Source organism: Terribium retamae, from assembly GCF_022347545.1.
GTDB lineage: Bacteria > Pseudomonadota > Alphaproteobacteria > Rhizobiales > Rhizobiaceae > Mesorhizobium > Mesorhizobium retamae.
The window spans coordinates 1-21,217 of sequence record NZ_JAKREW010000018.1; the positions used below are offsets into that span (position 1 = coordinate 1).

24 protein-coding genes are annotated in these 21,217 nt (G+C 62.0%); 10 read left to right on the forward strand and 14 right to left on the reverse strand.

Annotated features, from left to right (window positions below; all coding sequences use genetic code 11):
- The 5 genes from L4923_RS17425 to L4923_RS17445 form a co-directional block, all read right to left on the reverse strand.
- Nucleotides 1–931: FecCD family ABC transporter permease (locus L4923_RS17425; RefSeq protein ID WP_239367334.1), on the reverse strand; the 931-nt coding region annotated here is incomplete at its 3' end.
- Nucleotides 928–1,965, reverse strand: coding sequence for a FecCD family ABC transporter permease (locus L4923_RS17430; protein ID WP_275448454.1), 1,038 nt, complete (start codon nt 1,963–1,965; stop codon nt 928–930). The genes L4923_RS17430 and L4923_RS17425, both read right to left, overlap by 4 nt.
- A 21-nt stretch (nt 1,966–1,986) precedes the next feature.
- On the reverse strand, nt 1,987–2,916 hold the full coding sequence (locus L4923_RS17435) for an ABC transporter substrate-binding protein (protein ID WP_425530963.1): 930 nt from the start codon (nt 2,914–2,916) through the stop codon (nt 1,987–1,989).
- Nucleotides 2,917–3,410: 494 nt separating this feature from the next.
- Nucleotides 3,411–4,190: an SDR family oxidoreductase gene (locus tag L4923_RS17440; RefSeq protein ID WP_239367336.1), complete on the reverse strand. Its 780-nt coding sequence runs from the start codon at nt 4,188–4,190 to the stop codon at nt 3,411–3,413.
- A complete protein-coding gene (locus L4923_RS17445; RefSeq protein ID WP_239367338.1) occupies nt 4,187–4,519 on the reverse strand; it encodes a nuclear transport factor 2 family protein in 333 nt (110 codons plus the stop codon). Before L4923_RS17445 ends, L4923_RS17440 begins: the two co-directional genes overlap by 4 nt.
- A 136-nt stretch (nt 4,520–4,655) precedes the next feature.
- Here L4923_RS17445 and L4923_RS17450 point away from each other — a divergent pair, with 136 nt between their 5' ends.
- Both L4923_RS17450 and L4923_RS17455 read left to right on the forward strand, forming a co-directional pair.
- Nucleotides 4,656–5,558, forward strand: coding sequence for a LysR family transcriptional regulator (locus L4923_RS17450; protein ID WP_239367340.1), 903 nt, complete (start codon nt 4,656–4,658; stop codon nt 5,556–5,558).
- A gap of 391 nt (nt 5,559–5,949) precedes the next feature.
- Entirely contained in the window at nt 5,950–6,426 is a 477-nt protein-coding gene (locus tag L4923_RS17455; RefSeq protein WP_239367342.1) for a pyridoxamine 5'-phosphate oxidase family protein, read from the forward strand.
- Between the two features lie 226 nt (nt 6,427–6,652).
- On the opposite strand, the gene L4923_RS17460 is transcribed toward L4923_RS17455, so the two are convergent.
- Entirely contained in the window at nt 6,653–7,573 is a 921-nt protein-coding gene (locus tag L4923_RS17460) for a LysR family transcriptional regulator (RefSeq protein ID WP_239367344.1), read from the reverse strand.
- A 300-nt stretch (nt 7,574–7,873) separates the two neighbouring features.
- Here L4923_RS17460 and L4923_RS17465 point away from each other — a divergent pair, with 300 nt between their 5' ends.
- The 3 genes from L4923_RS17465 (at nt 7,874) to L4923_RS17475 (ending at nt 10,876) form a co-directional block, all read left to right on the forward strand.
- Nucleotides 7,874–9,232 (forward strand): MFS transporter, encoded by a 1,359-nt coding sequence (locus L4923_RS17465; protein ID WP_239367346.1) that lies wholly within the window; start codon nt 7,874–7,876, stop codon nt 9,230–9,232.
- Between the two features lie 70 nt (nt 9,233–9,302).
- Complete coding sequence (locus tag L4923_RS17470; RefSeq protein WP_239367348.1) at nt 9,303–9,845, forward strand: 4-vinyl reductase; 543 nt, start codon at nt 9,303–9,305, stop codon at nt 9,843–9,845.
- 35 nt (nt 9,846–9,880) lie between these two features.
- Nucleotides 9,881–10,876 (forward strand): dipeptidase, encoded by a 996-nt coding sequence (locus L4923_RS17475; RefSeq protein WP_239367350.1) that lies wholly within the window; start codon nt 9,881–9,883, stop codon nt 10,874–10,876.
- A gap of 252 nt (nt 10,877–11,128) precedes the next feature.
- Here the strand turns inward: L4923_RS17475 and L4923_RS17480 are convergent, their stop codons facing one another.
- Entirely contained in the window at nt 11,129–12,022 is an 894-nt protein-coding gene (locus tag L4923_RS17480; protein ID WP_239367352.1) for a LysR family transcriptional regulator, read from the reverse strand.
- Between the two features lie 104 nt (nt 12,023–12,126).
- Between L4923_RS17480 and L4923_RS17485 the strand changes: the two genes are divergently transcribed.
- Together L4923_RS17485 and L4923_RS17490 are read left to right on the forward strand one after the other, a co-directional pair.
- Nucleotides 12,127–12,996: an SDR family oxidoreductase gene (locus tag L4923_RS17485; protein ID WP_239367354.1), complete on the forward strand. Its 870-nt coding sequence runs from the start codon at nt 12,127–12,129 to the stop codon at nt 12,994–12,996.
- Nucleotides 12,997–13,044: 48 nt separating this feature from the next.
- On the forward strand, nt 13,045–13,530 hold the full coding sequence (locus tag L4923_RS17490; RefSeq protein ID WP_239367356.1) for an SRPBCC family protein: 486 nt from the start codon (nt 13,045–13,047) through the stop codon (nt 13,528–13,530).
- A gap of 154 nt (nt 13,531–13,684) precedes the next feature.
- On the opposite strand, the gene L4923_RS17495 is transcribed toward L4923_RS17490, so the two are convergent.
- The 6 genes from L4923_RS17495 to L4923_RS17520 all read right to left on the reverse strand — a co-directional run bounded on the left by L4923_RS17495 (nt 13,685) and on the right by L4923_RS17520 (nt 17,885).
- A complete protein-coding gene (locus L4923_RS17495; RefSeq protein WP_239367358.1) occupies nt 13,685–14,155 on the reverse strand; it encodes an Hsp20 family protein in 471 nt (156 codons plus the stop codon).
- Nucleotides 14,156–14,359: 204 nt separating this feature from the next.
- On the reverse strand, nt 14,360–15,361 hold the full coding sequence (locus tag L4923_RS17500) for an inorganic phosphate transporter (RefSeq protein WP_239367360.1): 1,002 nt from the start codon (nt 15,359–15,361) through the stop codon (nt 14,360–14,362).
- 5 nt (nt 15,362–15,366) lie between these two features.
- Entirely contained in the window at nt 15,367–16,008 is a 642-nt protein-coding gene (locus L4923_RS17505) for a DUF47 domain-containing protein (RefSeq protein WP_239367362.1), read from the reverse strand.
- Between the two features lie 272 nt (nt 16,009–16,280).
- Nucleotides 16,281–17,111 (reverse strand): NHL repeat-containing protein, encoded by an 831-nt coding sequence (locus L4923_RS17510; RefSeq protein ID WP_239367364.1) that lies wholly within the window; start codon nt 17,109–17,111, stop codon nt 16,281–16,283.
- Nucleotides 17,108–17,521 carry a carboxymuconolactone decarboxylase family protein gene (locus L4923_RS17515; RefSeq protein WP_239367385.1) on the reverse strand — a complete coding sequence of 138 codons (414 nt, stop codon included), beginning with the start codon at nt 17,519–17,521 and terminating at the stop codon, nt 17,108–17,110. Before L4923_RS17515 ends, L4923_RS17510 begins: the two co-directional genes overlap by 4 nt.
- Nucleotides 17,463–17,885, reverse strand: coding sequence for a MerR family transcriptional regulator (locus tag L4923_RS17520; protein ID WP_239367387.1), 423 nt, complete (start codon nt 17,883–17,885; stop codon nt 17,463–17,465). Before L4923_RS17520 ends, L4923_RS17515 begins: the two co-directional genes overlap by 59 nt.
- Before the next feature lie 288 nt (nt 17,886–18,173).
- Between L4923_RS17520 and L4923_RS17525 the strand changes: the two genes are divergently transcribed.
- The 3 genes from L4923_RS17525 to L4923_RS17535 all read left to right on the forward strand — a co-directional run bounded on the left by L4923_RS17525 (nt 18,174) and on the right by L4923_RS17535 (nt 20,208).
- A complete protein-coding gene (locus L4923_RS17525; RefSeq protein WP_239367389.1) occupies nt 18,174–19,394 on the forward strand; it encodes a calcium-binding protein in 1,221 nt (406 codons plus the stop codon).
- Nucleotides 19,395–19,629: 235 nt separating this feature from the next.
- Nucleotides 19,630–19,896, forward strand: a complete 267-nt coding sequence (locus L4923_RS17530) for a type II toxin-antitoxin system ParD family antitoxin (protein WP_239367391.1) — start codon at nt 19,630–19,632, stop codon at nt 19,894–19,896.
- Between the two features lie 3 nt (nt 19,897–19,899).
- The gene (locus L4923_RS17535) at nt 19,900–20,208 is read left to right on the forward strand and encodes a type II toxin-antitoxin system RelE/ParE family toxin (protein ID WP_239367393.1); all 309 of its coding nucleotides are present in this window, start codon (nt 19,900–19,902) and stop codon (nt 20,206–20,208) included.
- 158 nt (nt 20,209–20,366) lie between these two features.
- Here L4923_RS17535 and L4923_RS17540 read toward each other — a convergent pair whose 3' ends face one another.
- Nucleotides 20,367–21,047 carry a hypothetical protein gene (locus tag L4923_RS17540; RefSeq protein ID WP_239367395.1) on the reverse strand — a complete coding sequence of 227 codons (681 nt, stop codon included), beginning with the start codon at nt 21,045–21,047 and terminating at the stop codon, nt 20,367–20,369.
- Nucleotides 21,048–21,217 lie beyond the last annotated feature (170 nt).

A 21,217-nucleotide genomic window follows, 5' to 3' on the forward strand; every position in this document is an offset into this window, starting at 1 on the left:
GGTCGCCCAGCGTGACGACCACGGCGCCGAGCACCACCGTCATCGGCAGGACCAGCGGGAAATGCCGCCCGGCCAGGAACCGCGCCAGATGCGGCACGACCAGCCCGACGAAGACGATCGGCCCGACCACGCCGACGGCACTTGCCGCGAGCGCGCAGGAGACCAGCAGCAATATCGAAAACTGCCGCCGATAGGAGAGACCGAAGGAGCGGGCGCTCGCTGCATCGAACTGCAGCAGCACCAGTGGGCGATAGATCAGCGGCAACACGGCCAGCCCCGCGATGGTGAAGGGCACCAGGAAAAGCGCATGGTCCCAGCTGCGCGCATAGAGGCTGCCGGAAATCCATTCGAGGATGATCTCGATGCGCGCTGATCCCCAGCCGGCGATCAGGCCGATGGCGATGGCATGGAGGACGGCGCCGATGGCGATGCCGCACAGCGTAATGCGCAGCGGGCTGAGCTCAAGCCGGAAGGCAAGCAGATAGATGATGCCGCCGGCCGCCATGCCGCCGGCCATGCCGGCCAGCGGCAGCCAGGCCACGGGAAGTTCGGCCACGGTGTTCGAGCCCGGATTGAAGATATAGACGGTGAACAGCAGGAAGATCGTCACCGTCAGCGTCGCACCCTGCGAAACCCCGATCAGCGATGGGTCGGCGAGCGGATTGCGCGTGATCGTCTGCAGGATCAGTCCGGCAACCGCCAGCTGGATGCCGGCAAGCATGCCGGTGACGATGCGCGGCAGCCGGATGTCGAGGATGATCGATCGCGCCTCCGGCGAACCGGCTCCTCTCAATACCGAGACGACATCGGCGGCGGGAATGTCAACCACGCCGAGCAGCACCGCAGCCGCCAGGGACAGCAGAACCGCGGCGATGGCGGCCGGCAGCAGCCAGGTGTTCGGTTTGCCGGATGCCCGGGAGACTGCCGTCATGACGGCTGTGCCCTGAAGTCGAGCCGGTCGCGCTGGATCAGGTAGATGAAGATCGGTCCGCCCAGCAGTGCCGTCATGATGCCGACCGGCAGTTCCTTCGGGATCGCGACGGTACGGCCGACGAGATCTGCGCAAGTGACGATCAGCGCGCCGAGGGCCGCCGTGAGGGCGATCTCCCAGACGGCGCCTCTTGGGTTCAGGAGCCGGGCGATGTGCGGGGCGGCGAGACCGACAAAGGCGACGGGACCGGCGATCGGGGCGACGCCGGCCACGGGCAGGATCGCAAGGATGAGCAGCACGGGTTTCCAGACATCGAGCTGAAGCCCCATGCCGGCGGCGGCGTGGTCGCTCAGCGCAAACATCGCGACCACCCTGTGCAGCGACAGCGCGCCGGCCACGCCGAGCACGACCCATGGCAGCATGTGGGCAAGCTGCGCCCAGCTTCGCCCCTGGAAGCCGCCCGACAGCCAGAACAGCAGCGCGGTGGATTGCGGCCCTGCCAGCAGCAGCACGTAGATGGTGACGGCGCCGAGGAACAGCGAGACGCTGAGGCCGCCCAGCGCCAGATGCAGCGGACGTCCGGTTCCGCCGCGGGCTACCCAGAAGGTCACCGTCGAAGCGGCAAGCCCGCCTGCAAGGCCAACGAACGGGTACCAGGCAGACGAAAGCCAGGGCAGGAAGACGAAGCAGGCCACGATCGGGGCGATCGCGCCGGCCGTGGCGCCGGTGATGCCGGGATCGGCGAGCGGATTGCGGGTCAGCGCCTGCAGCAGATAGCCCGAGACGGCCAGTCCGGCCCCCGCCACTGCAGCCGCGAGGCTTCGCGGCAGTCTGAGCGTCCAGACCAGGATGGATTCGATCTTGCCGTCGGGAGCCCACAGAACGCGCAGGGCATCATCGAAGGACAACATCCTGGCCCCAGGCATCAGGCCAAGCAGGATGACCAGCAGTGTCGCGACGACGACGAGGCCGATGGCCAGGGCGTTTCCGCCTTTCGCGGAAACGCGGGAATGCTCAATCTCTTTGCTGCGCAATTCCGGACGCAAAGCCGCTGCTCACTTCCGGGCCTCGGCCGGGATGATCTTGGCGGCTTCCGCCTTCACGTCGACCGCCGGGAACACATCGGGATAAAGATAGTGGGCCGCTTCGCGCAGCACGATCTCGCGGGCGATCGGACCGTTCGTCTCCACCCACTGGTCGCCGACATAGAAGACCCGCTTGTTCTTCACCGCCGAGAGCTCCTGCCAGATCGGATTGTTCTCATGCGGCCGGTCGGGACCGGAATCGTAGATGAACAGGACTTCCGGATCCTTCTCGAGCATGGTCTCGAGGCTGAGATCGATGCCGAATTCGCCGCCCGGCGTCATCTTGCCGGCAATGTTGTCGCCGCCGATCGCCGCCACGATGGATGCGGCCGTGTTCTCGGTGTGGAAGGCGAAGGGAGTTTCGCCGCCCCACATGATCGCGAAGCGCGGGTGCAGGTCCTTCGGCGCCTTGGCGGTGAATTCCGCCAAATGTTCGCGGAATTCCTTGTTCAACTGCGCCCCGCGCTCAGGCTTGCCCAAGATCTTCGACAGCTCGGCGATCTCGCGGTCGCTGCCGTCCAGCAGTTCCATATTGTAGGCGACGTAGGGCGCGATCTTTTCCAGCTGCGGCGCGTTGCCGACCGTATAGCGCCGGATGGCAACGATAAGGTCGGGCTTTGCCTCTGAGAGCAGTTCGAGGTTCGGCTTGGCGCGCTGGCCGATCTGCTTCATGTCCTTGGTCAGGCCAAGCAGGAAATCGGGCTCGCGCCCGGCCGTCATATAGGTGCTCGCCACCGGCTTGATGCCGAGCGCGAGGGCGACATCGTCCGCGAAATAGGAGATCGAGGCGATGCGCTTCGGCTGCGCCGGAACCTCCACCGTGACGCCGCGATCATCCGTGACCTTGACGCTATCCTGGGCGCCGGCTGGAGCTGCGGCCGCAATGGCCAGGCCGATCAAAGCAATTCCAGCAAAAGTGCGCAGCGGTTTTGCGTCCGGAATTGCGTAAAAAGAACGAGCAACTCCAGCAAAAGTGCGAAGCGGTTTTGCGTATGGAGTTGCGCTAAAACAAAAAGTCAGAGCGTTTCCGCGTTTGCGTGAAAAACGGAAACGCTCAAGCGTTGCTAATTTCAGTACGCTCACCATCGCGATGCCCTTCGCATGAAGACCGACATCGCTTTAGTTGTTAAAGAGGAGCGCTACAATCCACTTTCCGTGCGCTCGCACCGGTAAATCGAAAACGCTTGTCCGCCGGCGGGCAATCCTTGGGGGCTGCGCCGGCGGCTTTGGGGCCGTATCCGGACGGTCGGGCGAAGTTTACCTCGTCAACTCACGACCCCGTTGGCGGACGACGGTGACAGGCCCCAACGCTGCCACTCGTCCCCATCGAGCCCTCTTGAAGCCATGTCACGAAGTTGTTCGGGTTTCAGTCGGTCGAGACCGACGGTCGTCTGTTAGGCGGTCGGGACAGTGCCTCCGTCGATCACGTGCTCTGTGCCGGTGATGGACGACGCTCGGTCGGAAGCGAGGAACGCGATGAGGTCAGCAACTTCTCCAGGAGCAGCCGGTCGTCCGAGCGGGATGCCGCCGAGTGTGTCCATTATCACCTGCACCGCTTCCTCGTAACCGATGCCGGACTGTTCGGCGATGCGCAGCGCCAGACCGTTCTTGCCCGGATCGGCGATCCAGCCAGGAGACACCCGCACGACGCGGACGCCTTTTGGCGAGACCTCCTTGGAAAGGCTCTTGCTGTAGGTGTTGAGCGCGGCCTTGGCGGAGGCGTAGCCGGTCGTTGCCTGGGGCAGTGGCATTCGACCCTGGATTGAGGTCACATGAATGACGACGCCTTTTCCCTGAGCCAGCATGCCGGGGATGAGAGCACGATCCAGCCTGACCGCCGGGAAGAAGTTCAAGTTAAACTCCTTATCCCATTCGGCATCATCCAGTGCTGCGAAGCCGCCGGATGGTGCGGAGGAGCCGCCCAGGACATTGACGAGAATATCGAGCCCGCCCAGTTCTCGCTGAACTGCATCCACGACCGTTGCAGCACCATCCCTGGTGGTGAGATCCGCAGCGACGAATGCAGCGCCAGCGAAGTCTGCGGGCTTGGTACGCGCGGTGGTCAACACGCGCGCCCCGAGCTCTTGAAAGAGCGCCACGGTCGCAGCGCCGGCTCCCATCGTGCCACCGGTGATCAAGGCACGGCGGCCCTCAAGCGTCAGGAAGGGGCTCATACCGTGATCTCCAGACCGGCGATCTTGTCGCCCTTGAGAACGAAGAAGTACCGCAGATCGACCGGGCTTCCGGGAAAGTCACCGGACACATGTCCCGTCACAAGGGTCTTTCCGTTCTCGGTGGCGATGAGAAAGGGCTCGGTCAGGGTATACGAATACTTCTGATCGGTCTCGACCTTCCAGCGCCGGATGGATTCTCGGCCGGCGCGGATTTCGCCTGCGTCCCGGACGACAGCATCGTCGGTGAAGGCTGCGGCAACGGCGTCGGGGCTGCGGGCGTTGTCGGCGTCGAAGTAGGCTTGGATGCTCGGTGGCAACTTGATCGTCATCTTGATTCTCCTGTGTATCCCCAAGCCCTTCTCGCTTGGGTCAGCGCATGTGCGGCTGGCAGGAGATAATCTACGGCTCGACGAATGATCCGATAACTGGGATAGATAAGGACGAGGAATTGCGAAAAGAAGGACAATGACGCGCGATATCTTGTCTGACATCGATGCTGTGATCAGCATTGCCCGGCATGGATCGTTTCGCGCCGCGGCACTTGATCTTGGCATGTCGACGACCGCCCTGAGCAATGCCATCGCCAAGCTGGAGCAGCGCTTGGGCATTCGGCTCTTCAATCGGACGACACGGAGCGTTTCCCTCACCGACGCGGGGAGGGCCTTCGTCGAACGAGTCGGCCCGGCGATGACGGATATCCACGATGCCCTGTTGGCCGCGCAGTCGCTACAGCAGACACCATCCGGCACGCTCCGCATCAACGCTTTTGCGTCGGCAGCGCGTGAAGTGTTGGCACCCCTCATGCTTCCGTTTCTGCAGCGTTACCCGCAGGTTCACATCGATCTGGTGACCGAAGGAAAGCTTGTCGACATCGTCGCCGCCGGCTTCGACATTGGTCTGAGACCAGCTGACCTCGTGCCCATCGACATGATCGCCGTGCCCCTTGGGCTGCATCGTCAGCACGCGGTCGTGGCGTCACCGGAGTTTCTAGCCAAACACGGCAAACCGAACGTGCCGACCGACCTCTATCGCTTCCGCTGCCTCCGCGCCCGTCTTCCAAACCACGCCTTGTTCCGATGGCGTTTCGCGAAAGACGGCGACGCCGTCCAGATAGATGTCCAGGGCTCGCTCACCCTGGATGAGCCGAGCCTCGTTCGGATTGCCGCACAGAATGGCGTCGGGCTCGGTTATCTCATGGAAGCCGAAGTCCGAGAGGACATCGCGGCCGGCAGACTGGTTCAGGTTTTGGGAGATTGGACACCCAGCCTACCGCCGCTGGCGCTTTACTACCCAGGCCGAAAGAATCCGCCCGCCGCCTTCACAGCGTTCATCCAGGCCGCTCGTGAGTTTGCTTCTTCCGCGAAATAGGCCTCAGCGCACATTCCCCGTTACCATCTGCACGAGATTCTGTCGTTGCGAGACTCCTGAAAAATTCGGCACGACAGCTCCTTGATGGCTTTGGCGGCACGAATTGCGGGATTGCGATTCCCCGCCGCTTGAAAAGCTCTGCCAACTTGCCTTCGATCTTGCGGCATCCGCAGTTGCGGACGTGGTCCAGGTGCCAAGCGATGCGTTCGTCCTCGCTCGCATTCCTCGGCATTCTGTGCGCGACGTGCCATTTGCGATTGATCTTCCCCATCGGCGGAACCTCCTGCAAGGGATGTTCGCACAGGCGCGCACTTTCCACCTTGCGCGAGATCAACGTCCCTCGTCTGGAAAGCACCTATCCTCTTGCCCTCGTCAGGACAGGAGACCTTCGATGGATACCGCACTTCGGACCAAGATTCTTGAGCTGCTCGCCGAGCACCGCATACTCACTCTCGCCACGCTTCGTCCGGACGGCTGGCCGCAGGCGACGACGGTCGGCTATGTCAGCCGTGGGCTGAGGCTGTGGTTCATGACGGGCAAGGACACGCAGAAGGCTAGGAACCTAGCGCGCGACAACCGCGTCTCGCTCACCATCGATCATGACACGACCGACCCGATGGCCATAGGCGGGCTTTCGATGGCCGCCCGCGCCTTTCCTGTCGCTGAGGAAGCGACGATCCGGGAGATCCTGTTTGTGGAGCTTCCAAAGAAGTACCCTGAATACGTATCGATGATGACCGGCCTCGACATCTCCGGCGTCGCCGTCTTCGAGCTCCAGCCCCAGGTGATCTCGGTTCTCGACTATTCCAAGGGTTTCGCCCACACGGATGAGGTGACCGTCACCGAAGCGGACCGCGCAGCGGCGTGACACTGCAGGCAGTGTAAGACCTTGGAGCAAGAAGGGGCCCGGTTGGTTCTAATCGCTGCGAACGGGGAGAATGAAGGTGCAAAGCTGCCGCGCGTTGTGTGAACCAGGAACCGCGCAAAAAAATTCGACGGGACCGGCCGGCCCATGGTCCCGTGGTGGCGTTCTGCCCAGGCGGCCCGGATTGCCCTCGATTGACAGGGCCGCGGAGTGTTCACCTGCCCTCGTTCTACCCACCCACGGGAGAAGCTTCGGGCAGCCGCTTCTTCGTGGTTTCCCGCAGATGCCTGAGGAACGTGGCCAGCACCTTTGAGCGATTGCTGCGGTCCCAGACGGCGGAGATGGGCAGTTTTTCCGTCAGGTCGCTGAGCGGGCGCACCGCGACACCCTGCCGGGCCATGTTTCCGATGCAATTGGAATAGATGGCGACACCCGCGCCGACGATGACGAGGCCAAAGATCCCGTCGCTGTTGGTTGCTTCCAGGACGATATCGGGAAAAAAGCCTCGCGCCCGGCATTTGGCAAAGACCTGCTGACGAAAAACCACCCAACTGTCACCGGTGCCGAACACGAACTTCTCATCCTTGAGTTCGGCCAATGTCAGCGTCTCCTTCTTTGCCAGCGGATGGTCGGAGGGGAGCACCACCACATATTCGTTCTCATCGAAAACCAGGCTGCTCGTCGATTGATGATCGAACTCACCATACATGAAGCCGATGTCGATGGAGTTCTGCAGGATCGCGACATGCTGGCGAACGGTCGGCATGAAGATCAGATCCAGATGAATATCCGGATGCGCCAGGTTAAAGTCGCGCAGGAATTCGGGCAGCTTCCCATTGATCGCAAAGTCGGTATAGGCCACGCGCAATTCGCCCTGCAGGCCGCGGGCTGCCTTGCGGGTTCGTGCGATCGCCAGTTCGATCTGACCTGTTACGCCTGAAATCTCGGTCAGGAACACCTTGCCGGCTTCGGTCAGTTCCACCCGCCGCGTCGAACGGGTGAGCAAAGGCGCACCGATTTCGGCTTCGAGCTGCTGAATGGTCTTCGAGAGCGCCGGCTGGGCTATGCGCAGATTGTTGGCAGCCCGCCCGAAATGCAGCTCGTTTCCAACCATCTGGAACGCGCGCAAATGGCGCAGATCGAGTGCCACCGGCAGTCCTCCATTGATATTTCGGGGTTATCAATAAAGCACCCATCAATATTTTACAAACGCGCCCTTGGCCATGATCCTTGGTTGCGAGGAATTGCAGCGAAGTCGACTGGAATTCCTCCGCGCCCGCCATCCATACGCATGGCGGGTCAAGGGCTGAACGCGAACAGCGGCGCTCATACGAACACCGGGAGACGTCGAAAAGACGCGCCGGCGTTTCGGCAAACTGGTCAGGCCAGTATGCCGGTGGGGGCCAAAGATCCGCGCAGCTCACAGTGTCAGATTCGGGAGGATATCTGCATGACAGGGCAGCCAGACCCAAAGGTTTCGCCGAATACGCTCAAGAAAGTGATCGGTGCCGCCGCCATAGGCAATTTCGTGGAATGGTTCGATTTCGCGGTCTATGGCTTTCTTGCGACCATCATAGCGAACCAGTTCTTTCCAAGCTCCAGCGTCAGTCTGGGCCTGCTCAAGACGTTCGGCGTGTTTGCCGTCGCGTTCGCGATGCGGCCGCTGGGCGGGATATTCTTCGGCATCCTCGGTGACAAGGTCGGGCGCAAAAGCATCCTGTCGCTCACCATTCTCATGATGGCGGGCGCCACAACCCTGATGGGCCTTCTGCCGACCCATGCCAGCATCGGTGTGATGGCGCCGATACTGCTGACCGTTTTGCGATGCCTCCAGGGCTTCTCGGCAGGCGGCGAATATGCCGGCTCCGTCGCCTACGTGATGGAGCATTCTCCAAATCACCGCAGAGGCTGGTACGGAAGCTTCGTGCCGGTCTCGACGTTCACCGCTTTCGCCTGCGCCGCCCTTTTGGTCTTTGCGCTTGAGAACAGCCTTTCCAGCGAGGCGATGGCATCCTGGGGATGGCGTGTCCCGTTCGTCATCGCAGCGCCCTTGGGCATTGTCGGATTGTTCCTGCGGTGGCGGATGGCCGAGACCCCCGCTTTCAAAGCGATGGCCGCCGAAGAGAACCCGCACGTGCATTCGCCTCTGCGCGAAACACTGCGAAGCCAGGGAGGCGCCATCCTGCGGCTGGGAGCCTTCATTTCGCTCACGGCGCTGTCTTTCTATACGTTCACGACCTACTTCGCGACCTATCTGCAGGTCGTCGGAAACCTGACCAGGCCGCAATCGCTCCTCGTATCGACCGTGGCCCTGTTCTTTGCCGCTGCCGCCTGTCCTGTCGCCGGACTGATTTCGGACAGTATCGGACGGCGCAAATCGGTCGGCCTGATCTGTGTCTGGGTGATCGTAACGGTACTGCCCGCCTTCGGATTGGCGAGTTCCGGCTCGGTGCTGTATGCGGTCGGCGGGGTGCTCCTGCTCGCAGTGGGCGCGCTGGCCTGCGGCGTGGTGACGGCGACGTTGATGTCTGAATCGTTCCCGACCCGCACGCGTTACACAGCCTCGGCATTCACCTACAACATCTCCTACACGATCTTCGGGGGAACTGCTCCCTTGATGGCGACGTGGCTGATCGAGCGCACCGGAAACAACCTTTCTCCCGCATTCTATCTGATCGCGATCGCGGTGTTTGCGATGGCTGGAGGCCTGGCGCTTCGCGAGACATCGAGGATCTCCCTGTCTGGGGAGATGCGCGAGACGGCGAATGCCAACCGGATCCGGGGTTCGGAAAAACGCATGGCCTTGTGACGCGGCGGCTCGCGGCGGGGGTGGCGCTTTCGCGCCGTCCCATTCGACGACACATCAGCAAAGGTGAGGCATGAAGCCATCGGTAGACATCGACGTGGACGAAGAGAGCGGGATCTGGCAGACGGACGGTCTGCCCATGCTCTATATCCCCCGCCACTTCATGGTGAACGTTCACCGGGAGGTCGAACGCACACTGGGCTTGTCCGCTTATCGCCAGGTGCTGACCGAGGCGGGCGCAAAATCCGCCTATTACTGGTGCCAGAAACAGACCCAAACCTACGACATGTCGGGGCTGCGCGTCTTCGAGCACTACCTTGAACGCCTGACCGCACGCGGCTGGGGCCAGTTCAGGCTGGAGCGCATCGATGAAGACTTCGGCGGCGCGGAGATAACCCTGAAGAACTCCATCTATGCGCTGGAGAGCCGAGGCGCTGCCGATCATCCCACCTGCTACATGTTCGAGGGCTTTTTCATTGGCGGGCTCAGATACGTCGCCGAGGCGCGGGGCCTCAAGCCGCTCGATATCGAATGCCGGGAAGTCGAGTGTGAAGCGATGGGCTTCGACCGCTGCCGGTTCGAGATCAAAATCAACCATGGTGCCGGCACGCATTAGCTGCCGGCACGCGAAAAACCACTGAACTTGAGAGTATGAGCACGATGAACGCGTCCGCGAGACAAGTTTACGACAATTCCATCGTCATCGACGGCCTTATCATCTCCAATTGGAGCGGCGAGATCTTCCGGGAGATGCGTCAGGCGGGCCTCACGGCTGCAAACTGCACCTGCAGCGTCTGGGAGGGATTTGAGGCAACCATCCAGAACATCGCCAAATGGAATGGATGGTTCCGCCAATATCCGGACGACATCGTAAAGGCGCAGTCCGTCGAAGACATCGTTGCGGCAAAGAGCGCGGGGAAGACGGCAATCATCCTCGGCATGCAGAACACCACTGCCTTCGAAGACCAGATCGGCTACGTCGAAATACTGAAAAATCTCGGCATCGGCATCGCGCAGATGACCTACAATACCCAGAACTGGGTCGGAAGCGGATGCTATGAGGGCAGGGATTCCGGCCTCTCGGATTTCGGGCGCGAGATCGTCGCGGAAATGAACAGGGTGGGGATGCTGTGCGACCTCAGCCACGTCGGTCCCGCGACGTCGAGGGACGTCATCGATACATCCAAGAAACCGGTGGCCTATTCCCACTGCCTTCCGGCAGGCCTGAAAACGCATCCCCGCAACAAGACCGACGACGAGCTCCGCTATATCGTCGACAAGGGCGGATTTGTGGGCGTCACGATGTTCCCGCCCTTTCTTTCCAAGGGGGCCCAATCGAACATCGACGACTACATCTTCGCGATCGACTATGTGATCAATCTCGTGGGTGAGGATTCGGTCGGGATCGGCACCGATTTCACCCAGGGTTATGGCGACGATTTCTTCAGATGGATCACCCACGACAAAGGATTCGGGCGGAAACTGACCGACTTCGGCGAGGTCAAAAATCCCGATGGTATCCGGCGCATCAGTGATTTCCCGAATCTGGCGGACGCCATGTCGCGGTCGGGTTGGAGCAATTCAAAGATCGAAAAAGTGCTGGGCGGGAACTGGCTCGGCCTTCTCCAACGGGTCTGGTCGGCCTGAAGCTGGGAGCGGGGCATAGGCCGCTCCAGCAGTGAACCGTCCCCGAGTTCATGGCCGCATCCGATCGTGCGGCCCATGGCGCGCCTGCGATGCTATGGGGCTGATGCGTCGATGACGGCGTGTCTCCTCGACGACGCTTCTACGATCACATCGACTGGGCTGCCCCGCTTCAGGATGTTGTAACAGGGCCGCCACCGCTTTACGGCCACACCGAGAAGGCGCAGCGCCCGATAGCGTTCGGTCGTCGGGTTCTCATCCACCGATATAGGCCGCCAATTCGTCAGGTGTGCCTTTCGGAAAGGCTTCCTTCAAATAGTCGAGGAAGGCCGAGACGCGAGCGCTCAGCAGGCGCCGGGACGGATAGAGAGCCCACAGCGTGATATCCGGTCCGTCTATGTCGCCCCAGCGCGCCAATGTGCCTGCGGCGAGATCGTGACTCACAAGCGAGATCGGGAGGCGTCCGACGCCGACGCCCGCCCGGATGGCATCGCGGATCATCAGGAGCGACGAAAGGCGAAGGACCGGCTCGGCCGCAACACGCGATCGTCCGGTTGAGGTCACGATATTCCAGGCTGTGGTCCGGTCGCCCGTTCCCCTCACCACGGCCGGAACGGCGCGAGTGTCGGCCGGTCGAGCGAGGGCTGGGCTTGCAACGACGACCAACCGGTCACGCAAGAAGATCCGTCCGACAAGGTTTTCATCCGGATCCGGGTTGACCCGGATAACCAGGTCATAGCCTTCCTCCACCATGTCGACGGATCGGTCTTCCGTCGTCACCTCGAGCCGGACCTGCGGGTATCGCAGCGCGAAGCCGGCCGCGAGCTTGCCCATCGCGATCTGGGAAAACAGCAAAGGGGCGCTGATACGCAGCTGGCCTCGCGGCATGTGTCCGCCCGAAGCTATCGCCGTCGCTGTCTCATCGATTTCGGCCAGCAACGCGCCCGTCCGTTCGAAGAGCGTCCGTCCCTCCTCGGTGAGCTTGAGGGTGCGCCCTCCGCGCTCGAACAGACGCAGGTCCAGGGCGGCCTCCAGCTCCGCGACCCGGCGAGACAGGGTTGCCTTCGGGCGTCCCGCGGCGCGCGCCGCCTTTCCGAAGCCTGCATGCCGGGCAACGAGATTGAAATCAGCGAGCGCCAGAAGATCCATGTGTTCCACCAGTGAGACGGTATGTCTAAATCTAGCATCTATTGGTGCAGATGTGGATCACTAATTTATGGGTGTCTTTCTGATCTCAAACCGGAGTGAACCCCATGACCATCCTCGTTACCGGCGCAACCGGCAAAGTCGGCAGCCAGGTCGTCGACCAGCTTGTCAAGCGCGGCGCCGACGTCCGCGCCTTGGTCCGTGACCCCTCGAAGGCGAATTTCCCTTCGGGTGTTTCCGTTGTGCAGGGCGACTTGCTCGACGTCGATTCCTTGCGCAACGCCTTCTCTGGCATCTCCACCCTGTTCCTGCTCAACGCCGTCACGCCCGACGAATTCACCCAAGCCCTGATCGCACTCAACGTTGCCCGCGAGACAGGCATCGAGCGGATCGTCTACCTGTCGGTGATCCACGGGGAGCTTTACGTGAACGTGCCGCACTTCGCCGGCAAGCTCGCGGTCGAGCGGATGATCGAGCAGATGGGTCTCGGCGCGACCATCCTGCGTCCGGCCTATTTCATCGACAACGAGTTGATGATCAAGGACGTGATCCTCAGCCACGGCGTCTATCCGATGCCGATCGGTCAAAAGGGCCTCGCCATGGTCGACGTCCGCGATATTGCCGAGGTCGCGGCGATCGCATTGCTTCGCCGCGAGCAGGCCGACATCGCCCTTCCGCTCGACCGGATCAACCTCGTCGGTCCCGATACGCTGACCGGCACGGACGTCGCTGCAATCTGGAGCGAGGTCCTGGGTCGCCAGATCCTCTACCTCGGCGAAGACCTCACAGGCTTCGAGCAGAACCTGCGGCAGTTCATGCCCAACTGGATGGCGTTCGACATGCGCCTGATGGGCGAGCGCTTCGTCAGCGAGGGCATGGTTCCCGACGCTGGCGACGTCGACCGCCTGACCGGACTGCTGGGCCGTCCACTGCGCAGCTACCGCGACTTCGCCGCGGAACTCGCTGCTTCCGCCTGACGTCAGAGGCAGGCTGCCACATCAATCCAGACAACAAAGGATACGATCATGATCTATTCGACCGCCACAGTGCCGGTGAATCCGGAAGGCGAGACAAGGCTGACCCGCGCACAGGCATGGGCCGGGCTGGAATTGAAGGCCCGCGACGCCCGCGAGTTTCTTCCGGCGGGTCTCTGCACACGCTGCGATGTCGTGGAGGAAAGCGCGACGCATTTCGTGCGCGAGGCAACCATCGCAGGCGCAGATCTCCGTGAGATCATCACGCTCGAACCAGAGAGCAAAGTCACATTCTTTCAGGCCGCCGGGCCGCGCGAGGGAGCAATCATCAACGAACTGTTCGAGGGCGCCGATGGCACGCTTCATCTGCGCTTCTATTGCTATCTCGGCCTCCGTGGCAAAGTACCGGACGGCCCCGAGGAGCGAGCTGAAAAGGCGCAGTTCGACAGCGACCAAGGCTACAAGGCCGCCCTGCTGTCTACGCTGAAGCGCACCCGCGATCTGCTCGCGGAAGGCCGGCTCCGAACCTCATCATGAACGTCGAGCACCGCCTCTCAGACATCAGCGCTCAAGGGTCCGAGGGCGGTCCCCATCCGCGATATTGCTGCGCCAGAGGCGGGGAGATCCCAGCTCTCCCCCGCCATTTCACCCGATCCACATCGTCTCGGCCATCCTCACTGAAGTCGGTGGGTCAGGCGGCTACATTGCCTTCTATGCGTTTCGATGCCGGTTTCTTGACGGCATCGGTATTGATGGCAATCCGGCGCGGCTTCATCTCCTCGGGAATTTCCTTCTTGAGGTCGACGACCAGCAGCCCGTTTTCCAGCCGGGCGCCCGTGACGGTTACGTGATCGGCGAGTTCGAAACGGCGCGCGAACGGCCGCAACGCCAGCCCGTGATGAAGGTACTGGAGTTCCGTATCTTCGGACTTCGCGCCATTGATCACCAGCATGTTCGGTTCATGCGTGATGGTGAGTTCATTTTCCCCGAAGCCGGCCACGGCGATCACGATGCGATAGGCATCCTCGCCCAGCTTGACGATATCGTAAGGCGGCCAGTTGTCCCCATTCTGGGGCGCTCCGGCATTTTCGAGCAGGTTGAAGATGCGGTCGAAGCCGATGCTCGACCGGTAGAAGGGGGAAAAGTCCAGGTTCGTTCTCATAGCTACATCCTCCGCAGAGCAACATAGGTACAAGAGAGCGCCAAGAAGCTTGGCGCTCCCCGACAGATCGGCCCCGTTTCGGCGGCCGACTGAAATGAGTTGGGAATCGAATTGCGCGACGTCAAGAGGTGTCGCACTGCGCGTCGTGCCGCGGCGGCACGCGCCGGCATGAACGTGATCCCGCCCCCTTTTGGGGACCACGCTTTAGAACAGGCTGAGCGCCAGATAGGTCAGGCCGGCGATCGCCGCGGTGGCCGGCAAGGTCACCACCCAGGCGATGACGATGTTGCCGGCGATGCCCCAGCGCACGGCCGAGACGCGGCGCGCTGCGCCCACGCCGATGATCGCGCCGGTGATGGTGTGCGTGGTCGAGACCGGAATGCCGAGCCAAGTCGCCGCGAACAAGGTGATGGCGCCGCCTGTCTCGGCGCAGAAACCCTGCATCGGATTGAGCCGGGTGATCTTGGAGCCCATCGTGTGCACGATGCGCCAGCCGCCGAACAGCGTGCCGATGGCAAGCGCGCTCTGGCACGTGATGACCACCCAGAACGGGACATGGAAGGTGTCGCCCAGCATGCCTTGCGAATAGAGCAGCACCGCGATGATGCCCATGGTCTTCTGCGCATCGTTGCCACCATGGCCAAGCGAATAGAGCGAAGCCGAGAAGAATTGCAGCACGCGAAAGGAACTGTCGACGGCGAATGGCGTCTGCCGCACGAACGCCCAGGACACGATCAGCACCAGGATGAGCGCCAGCACGAAGCCGGTGAGCGGAGAAAGCACGATGGCGGCCACCGTCTTCAGGAGGCCGCTCCAGACGATGGCGCTGAAGCCGGTCTTGGCAAGGCCGGCGCCAACCAGCCCGCCGATCAGTGCATGCGAGGAGCTTGACGGGATGCCGGCGAGCCAGGTGACGATGTTCCACACGATCGCCCCGGTGAGCGCTGCGAAGATGACGCCCGGCGTGACGATGTCGGCGTCGACGATGCCCTTGCCGATGGTCTCTGCGACATGCAGGCCGAAGACCGTGAAAGCGATGAAATTGAAGAAGGCAGCCCAGAGCACGGCATATTGCGGCCGCAGCACTCGGGTCGAGACGATCGTGGCGATCGAGTTCGCGGCGTCGTGCAGGCCGTTCAGGAAATCGAAGAACAGCGCGACGCCGATCAGCGCGACCAGGATCGGAAAGGCGATGGTCGGGTCCATGTCGATCAGACGTTCTCGATCACGACGCCGCTGATCTCGTTGGCGACGTCCTCGAAACGGTCGACGACCTTCTCGAGCTGTCCATAGATCTCGGAACCGATCATGTAGGCCATCGGATCGGACTTGCCGTGGCGGTGGAAGAGATCCTTGAGGCCCTGCTCATGCAGGTCGTCGGCGCGGCCCTCGACGCGCATCACCTGCTCGGCGATGGCGTTGAGCCGCGTCGAATGCGTGCCGATCTTGTTCAGCAAGGGGATGGCCTCGGCCACCAGCTTCGCCGCTTCGACGATGACGGCGCCCATCTCCTGCATGAGGGGATCGAATTCGCGCTTTTCGAACAGCTTCACCGTCTTGACGGTCTTGTGCATCATGTCGATGGCATCATCCATCGACTGGATCAGGTCCTTGATGTCGCCGCGGTCGAAAGGGGTGATGAAGGAGCGGCGCACGGCCAGAAGCACCTCGGCGGTGATCGCATCCGCCTTGTGCTCGAGATCGACGATCTCCCTGCACCAGCGCTCGACATCGTTGCCGGCCAGAAGCTGCTGCAAGGCCTCCGCGCCACCGACGACGGTCCGGGAGTGCTGTTCGAAAAGATCGAAGAAACGGTCTTCCCGCGGCAGCAGCCGCCTGAACCAGCCCAGCATGATTTTTCTCTCCGCATCGTCTGAACGCCGACAAAGGCAATAGCGCCATTATGCCGGATAACGCAAACAGATAGCCGGCTACGGGACGGTATTTTCTCTATGGCGGCTCGACGGCTTGCTTCGAGACCGCGGTGAACCTGGCCCAAACCGGCAACTATCCTGGGACGGCGCCATCCCGGTTCGACCCGAGCCGCAGCCGCCCGTCGTCTTCACCTTGCCAACCCGGGCATGCCGGCATGACGACGGGCGCCGGCGCTACGCGCGGCCCGATTTCATTCGGGGATCGGAATCCGATAGATGGTCCCATCGCCCCAGGCGGCGGTGAGCAAAGAGGCGCCGTCGGGAGCGACCACTAGGCCGACCGGGCTTCGCAGCCCGTCCGCAACCGCTCGCGATTGGCCGTCCGGCAGGATTTCGCGCACGGTCGTTCCGCCATAATCGACGACGAACACGCGGCCGTCCTTCGTCATGGCCACGCCGGGACCGGGCGTGCCGAACGCCCCGCCGGCCTCGATGCGCGCCCCGTCCGGGCGCAGGATCGTGACACCGCCGCCGATGTTGGACACGACATAACCCTTGTCCGGCGTCTGCACCGCCCCGACTGGCGTTTGCAAACCCTCGATGACCGGTTCCAGGTCGCCATTCCCCGTCACGGTCAGGATCTGGTTGGTGCGGCGGTTGGCGATGAGCAGGCGGCCTGCCTTGTCGAAGCTCAGCCCGGCTGGGGTCGCAAGACCCGTCACATGCACGCTGCGTTCCCCGGTGGGCGTGAACCGATAGACTTCATCGCGTGAATAGGACGCGACGTAGATCGCGCCGTCTCGGCCAACCGCCAGTCCGGAAGGGCCGGAAAGCCCGTCGGCGAAAGTGCTGCGGTTTCCGGCAGGATCGATGCGTGAGACGCGGCCCGCGCCCCATTCCGCCACGAACAGGTTGCCCGCCGCGTCGAAGGCCATGCCGACCGGCGAACTGAAGCCGGCCCACAGGTTCTCAGGCATAGCGGGGCTTGCATATGCGGTGCCCGGCGTTGCAATCGCGGCGCTGGAGATCGCGGCGGCCGCAAGGACGCCGGCGGTGGCCAAGATGCGAAGCAAGGTCATCATGCCGCTGCCTCCTCGCCCGCGGGAAACCGTGCGGCGAACACGTCCCTGGCCGCGAACAGCCCGTTGAGCGCTGCGGGAAAGCCCGCATAGACCGCCATCTGCATGATGGTTTCGATGATTTCGTCCCTGGTCAGCCCGACATTCAGACCCGCTTCGATATGCACCTTCAGTTGCGGGGTTGCGTTTCCCATCGCGGTCAGCGCCGCGATGGTGGCGATTTCGCGCGAGCGCAGATCGAGGCCGGGGCGGCTGTAGATGTCGCCGAACGGGAATTCGAGCACATAGGTCGCGAAGTCCGGGGCGATGTCGGCCAGAGCGGCGATGACGTTTTCGCCGGCCTCGCCATCGATTTCAGCGAGCGCCCGCTTGCCGCGTTCGAGCCGGCTTTCGTTCGGAAAATGATGCGTCATACTCTTTCATCCTCTGTTTGCTGCCGGCATATCCGGCAATCTTGGTGTCGAGGACGAGAAGGCAGGCTTGCAGTTCGGCCACATGCGCACGGACACGCTCGCGGTGCTGTTCGAGCAACGCCTTGCGCGCCGCTTCCGTGCCGGCACCGCCGCCACGCAGGGCGGCATAGTGCAGCATTTCCCGAATAGGCATCCCGGTCGTTTTGAGGCGGTCGAGAAATTCGATCCAGGTCAGGATCGATGCGTCGTAGTCGCGTTGGCCCGACCGGTCCCTGTCGGCATGGGGAAGCAGCCCGATCCGTTCGTAGTAACGGATGGTATGGGCCGAAAGTCCCGAACGCTTTGCCAGTTCCCCGATCTTCATGAACGCCCTTCTTTCGTCACGACGCACGGGAAGCTACCGGTTAGAGCGCACTCTAAGTCAAGAGGCGATGTGCGCTGAAAGCGGATTGCCTTGCCGAGCCGTGCCGCGAGCCGGCGGCAGACATCGGGTCATAAAATGGTCAAGTTCCGTATGGCACCATCGCCGCGACACTGGAGGGCATGAAAGCGCTCCTGCGGCCATGTGACGGCAACTGGCCGCGCGAAGTGTCGATTGGCGAGGCATGCGCCTTCCTGGGCTATGGGGCTTATCAAGGAGATGAGATCCACCATGGCTTACATTCCCGGCACTGAAAAAGACGACCAACTGTACGGCACCAATGGCCGTGACCAGATCCTCGGCTTTGGCGGCAAGGACCGTCTGTTCGGCTTCGGCGGTGACGACGTCATCCAGGGTGGCGCCGGCGATGACCGGATCGAGGGCAACGAAGGCAATGACGGCTTGTGGGGCGATGCCGGACGTGACGAGCTTTATGGCGGCACCGGCAACGATACGCTGCACGCAGGCATCGGCGGCGACCATCTGGACGGCGGCGCCGGTATCGACACCGTCAATTATGCCGATGCCCAGGGCTACATAACGCTCAATCTCGAGTTGGGGCGCGGTGTCGGCGATCCGGCATATTACCCCGACAGGGCGCAGGATACCTATGTAAGCATCGAAAACGCCGACGGGTCGGCTTTTGACGATTCCATGGTCGGCAGCGCAGTGGCCAATGTGCTGCGCGGTGGCGGCGGCAACGACTTCCTGAGCGGCGAGGTCGGCAACGACACACTCGACGGCGGCACCGGCCGCGACAGGCTCTATGGCGGCGATGGCGACGACATGCTCGACGGCGGCGCCGGCGGCGACAAGATGTGGGGCGGCACCGGCAACGACACCTATGTCATCGACCATATCGAAGACCGGGTCGACGAAGCCGACGATGGCGGGATCCCTCCCGACGGGATCGACACGGTGAAGTCGAGCTATTCCGTCTCGCTTTCGAACACGACGATCTTCAAGGGCGACATCGAGAACTTGACCTTGACCGGCAGCGGCAATCTGAACGGTAGCGGCAACGATCTCGACAATGTGCTGACCGGCAACACCGGAGCCAACAGGTTGGATGGCCGCGCCGGCGACGACACGCTTGCCGGCGGTTTCGGCAATGACACGCTGGTCGGCGGGGCCGGCAGCGACGGTTTCCTGTTCGATACGGCCCTCAATCCCCGCAGCAATGTCGACAGCATCGCCGACTTTTCGGTTGCGGATGACACGATCCGGCTCGACAACGCCATATTCGCCGCGCTGACCACGCCCGGTACGCTCGACGAGGATGCCTTCTACATCGGGGCCGCGGCACATGATGCCGACGACCGCGTCATCTACGACCCGATCACCGGCCATCTCATCTACGATGCGAATGGCGACGCCGCAGGCGGCTTCACCGACTTCGCAGTGCTCGATCCGGGACTTGCGCTGACCAATTCGGATTTCATCGTGGTCTAGCCGACCAGCCATGGCGTCGGCGCGTTCGCGGGCTGACGCCCTCTCAAACTTGTCGAAGCGCCTGCCGGTTCGCAGCGTGCTTGGCGGGACGCTCACAGAGGGTTCAGCCCTCCCGAAATCCGGCCGACCGTCGGCATGGCCGATTTTTAGAAACAGTGAAAAGTATCAATAAGTGACAACAGTTGTTAATTCAGGCGTCGTGACCTATAGAGTTGGCAACAGGAGTTCAGATGCCATGGCAAGTTTTGCGCTCAACGAACACTACGAGACTTTCATCAAGAAGCAGCTTGAATCGGGCCGCTACAACAATGCCAGCGAGGTCGTCCGGGCTGGTCTGCGATTGCTGGAGGATATGGAGGAAGCCCGCGAACGTTGGCTGAATCAGGAAATTCCTGACCGCTATGCCGAACTGATGAAGGGCCCGTCCACGGCGGTTCCGTTCGAAACGGCCTTTGCCCGTTTCGAGGCGAAGCACAAAACCAATACGGCGAAAGCCAAGTAGGGCATGGTTCACCGCATTGCCTTCCATGCAGGCGCCGAAGCGGAAATTGATGAACTCTATGAGCTGCTTCTGGCCAAGGCCGGTGCCACCGTTGCCGGGCATTATGTCGGCGGTATCTACAATCTCATCGAAAGTCTGCGGACGTTTCCCGAGCGAGGGAGTTTGCGGGAAGGCAAAGTACCGGGACTTCGTATCATCGGATACCGTCACCGCGTAAGCATCGCCTTCACCGTGCAAAAGGATGTCGTCTACGTCCTTGGGGTCTTCTACGGCGGACGAGATGTCCAGACCCTGCTTGAGGATCGAACATAGCTCTCAGATGGGTGGAAGCCGAATGAAAGTACCCGCTCTTTCTTCTTACGGAAGCGCTGTGTCGTCTGCGAGCCAGGATAGCTCATACTTCGTCAAAGTTGGAACAATACCCGAGAAGCTCTGAGCGATTGGTTTTGCAGATTACGTAATAAATTCATTTAGATGCGGGTTATGCTGTCGATTCGACCGGCCAGCATGTAGTCCGCGACGCTGTGGCTGTGGCTCGCCTGATAGGCGTTCCGCCCCCGGTTCATATGTGTGAGGTTGAAGGTGCGGATGGCGCGCAGCGCGCGGCGATCCGCGAGGAATTTGCGGATCGAGGCCGCCCCGCGCACTTTGACGCCGAACATGTCGGCGCCACGCGGCACGAAATAGCTGACATCCTCGGGCCCCACGACGCTTTGTTCCAGAAAGGCTTGATCCACCTGACCGGGCGTCGCCGAACCGTCGATGGTGAAATCCGAAAGATGCACGATGAACCGGGCACGGATATCTTCGCCATCGGCATAAAGCGTGAAAAGCTCCATCCAGCTCGCATTGACGCGCACGAGCGGCTTGTCCGAGGTCGACGGCAGGCAGGAGACCGACCAGTAAAAACGCTCGGTCTGGCGCGGTATCGGGATGCAGTTCGGGCCGTACAGTCCGAGGATATCCAGCACCTCTTTTGCCTGTGGGCGGCGGAGCAGATTGTCGAACCGGGCGGCATACTTGAAGCGGTGTTCCATGGACTCCGAACGCTCTTCCGCGTCGGCCAGGTCTATCTTGCCCTCGATCCAGGCGCGCTGCTGCTCGGGATCGAGGAATTGCCGCACACCGGTCAGGCGAGGGGCCTTGGCCATATCATTTGTCCCTTTGCGATTCGTGCAGTCGTCATCGGCAGGGTTCGCACATGGGCGGTTATGCATCCAACAGCGACAGAACGCTGATTGGGCCACCCGGATGCCAAGGTCAAGTTGGCGCCGAGAGTGGCCGGTCCGGTTGCAGATGATGTTGCCCGAGGAGAGCTGCC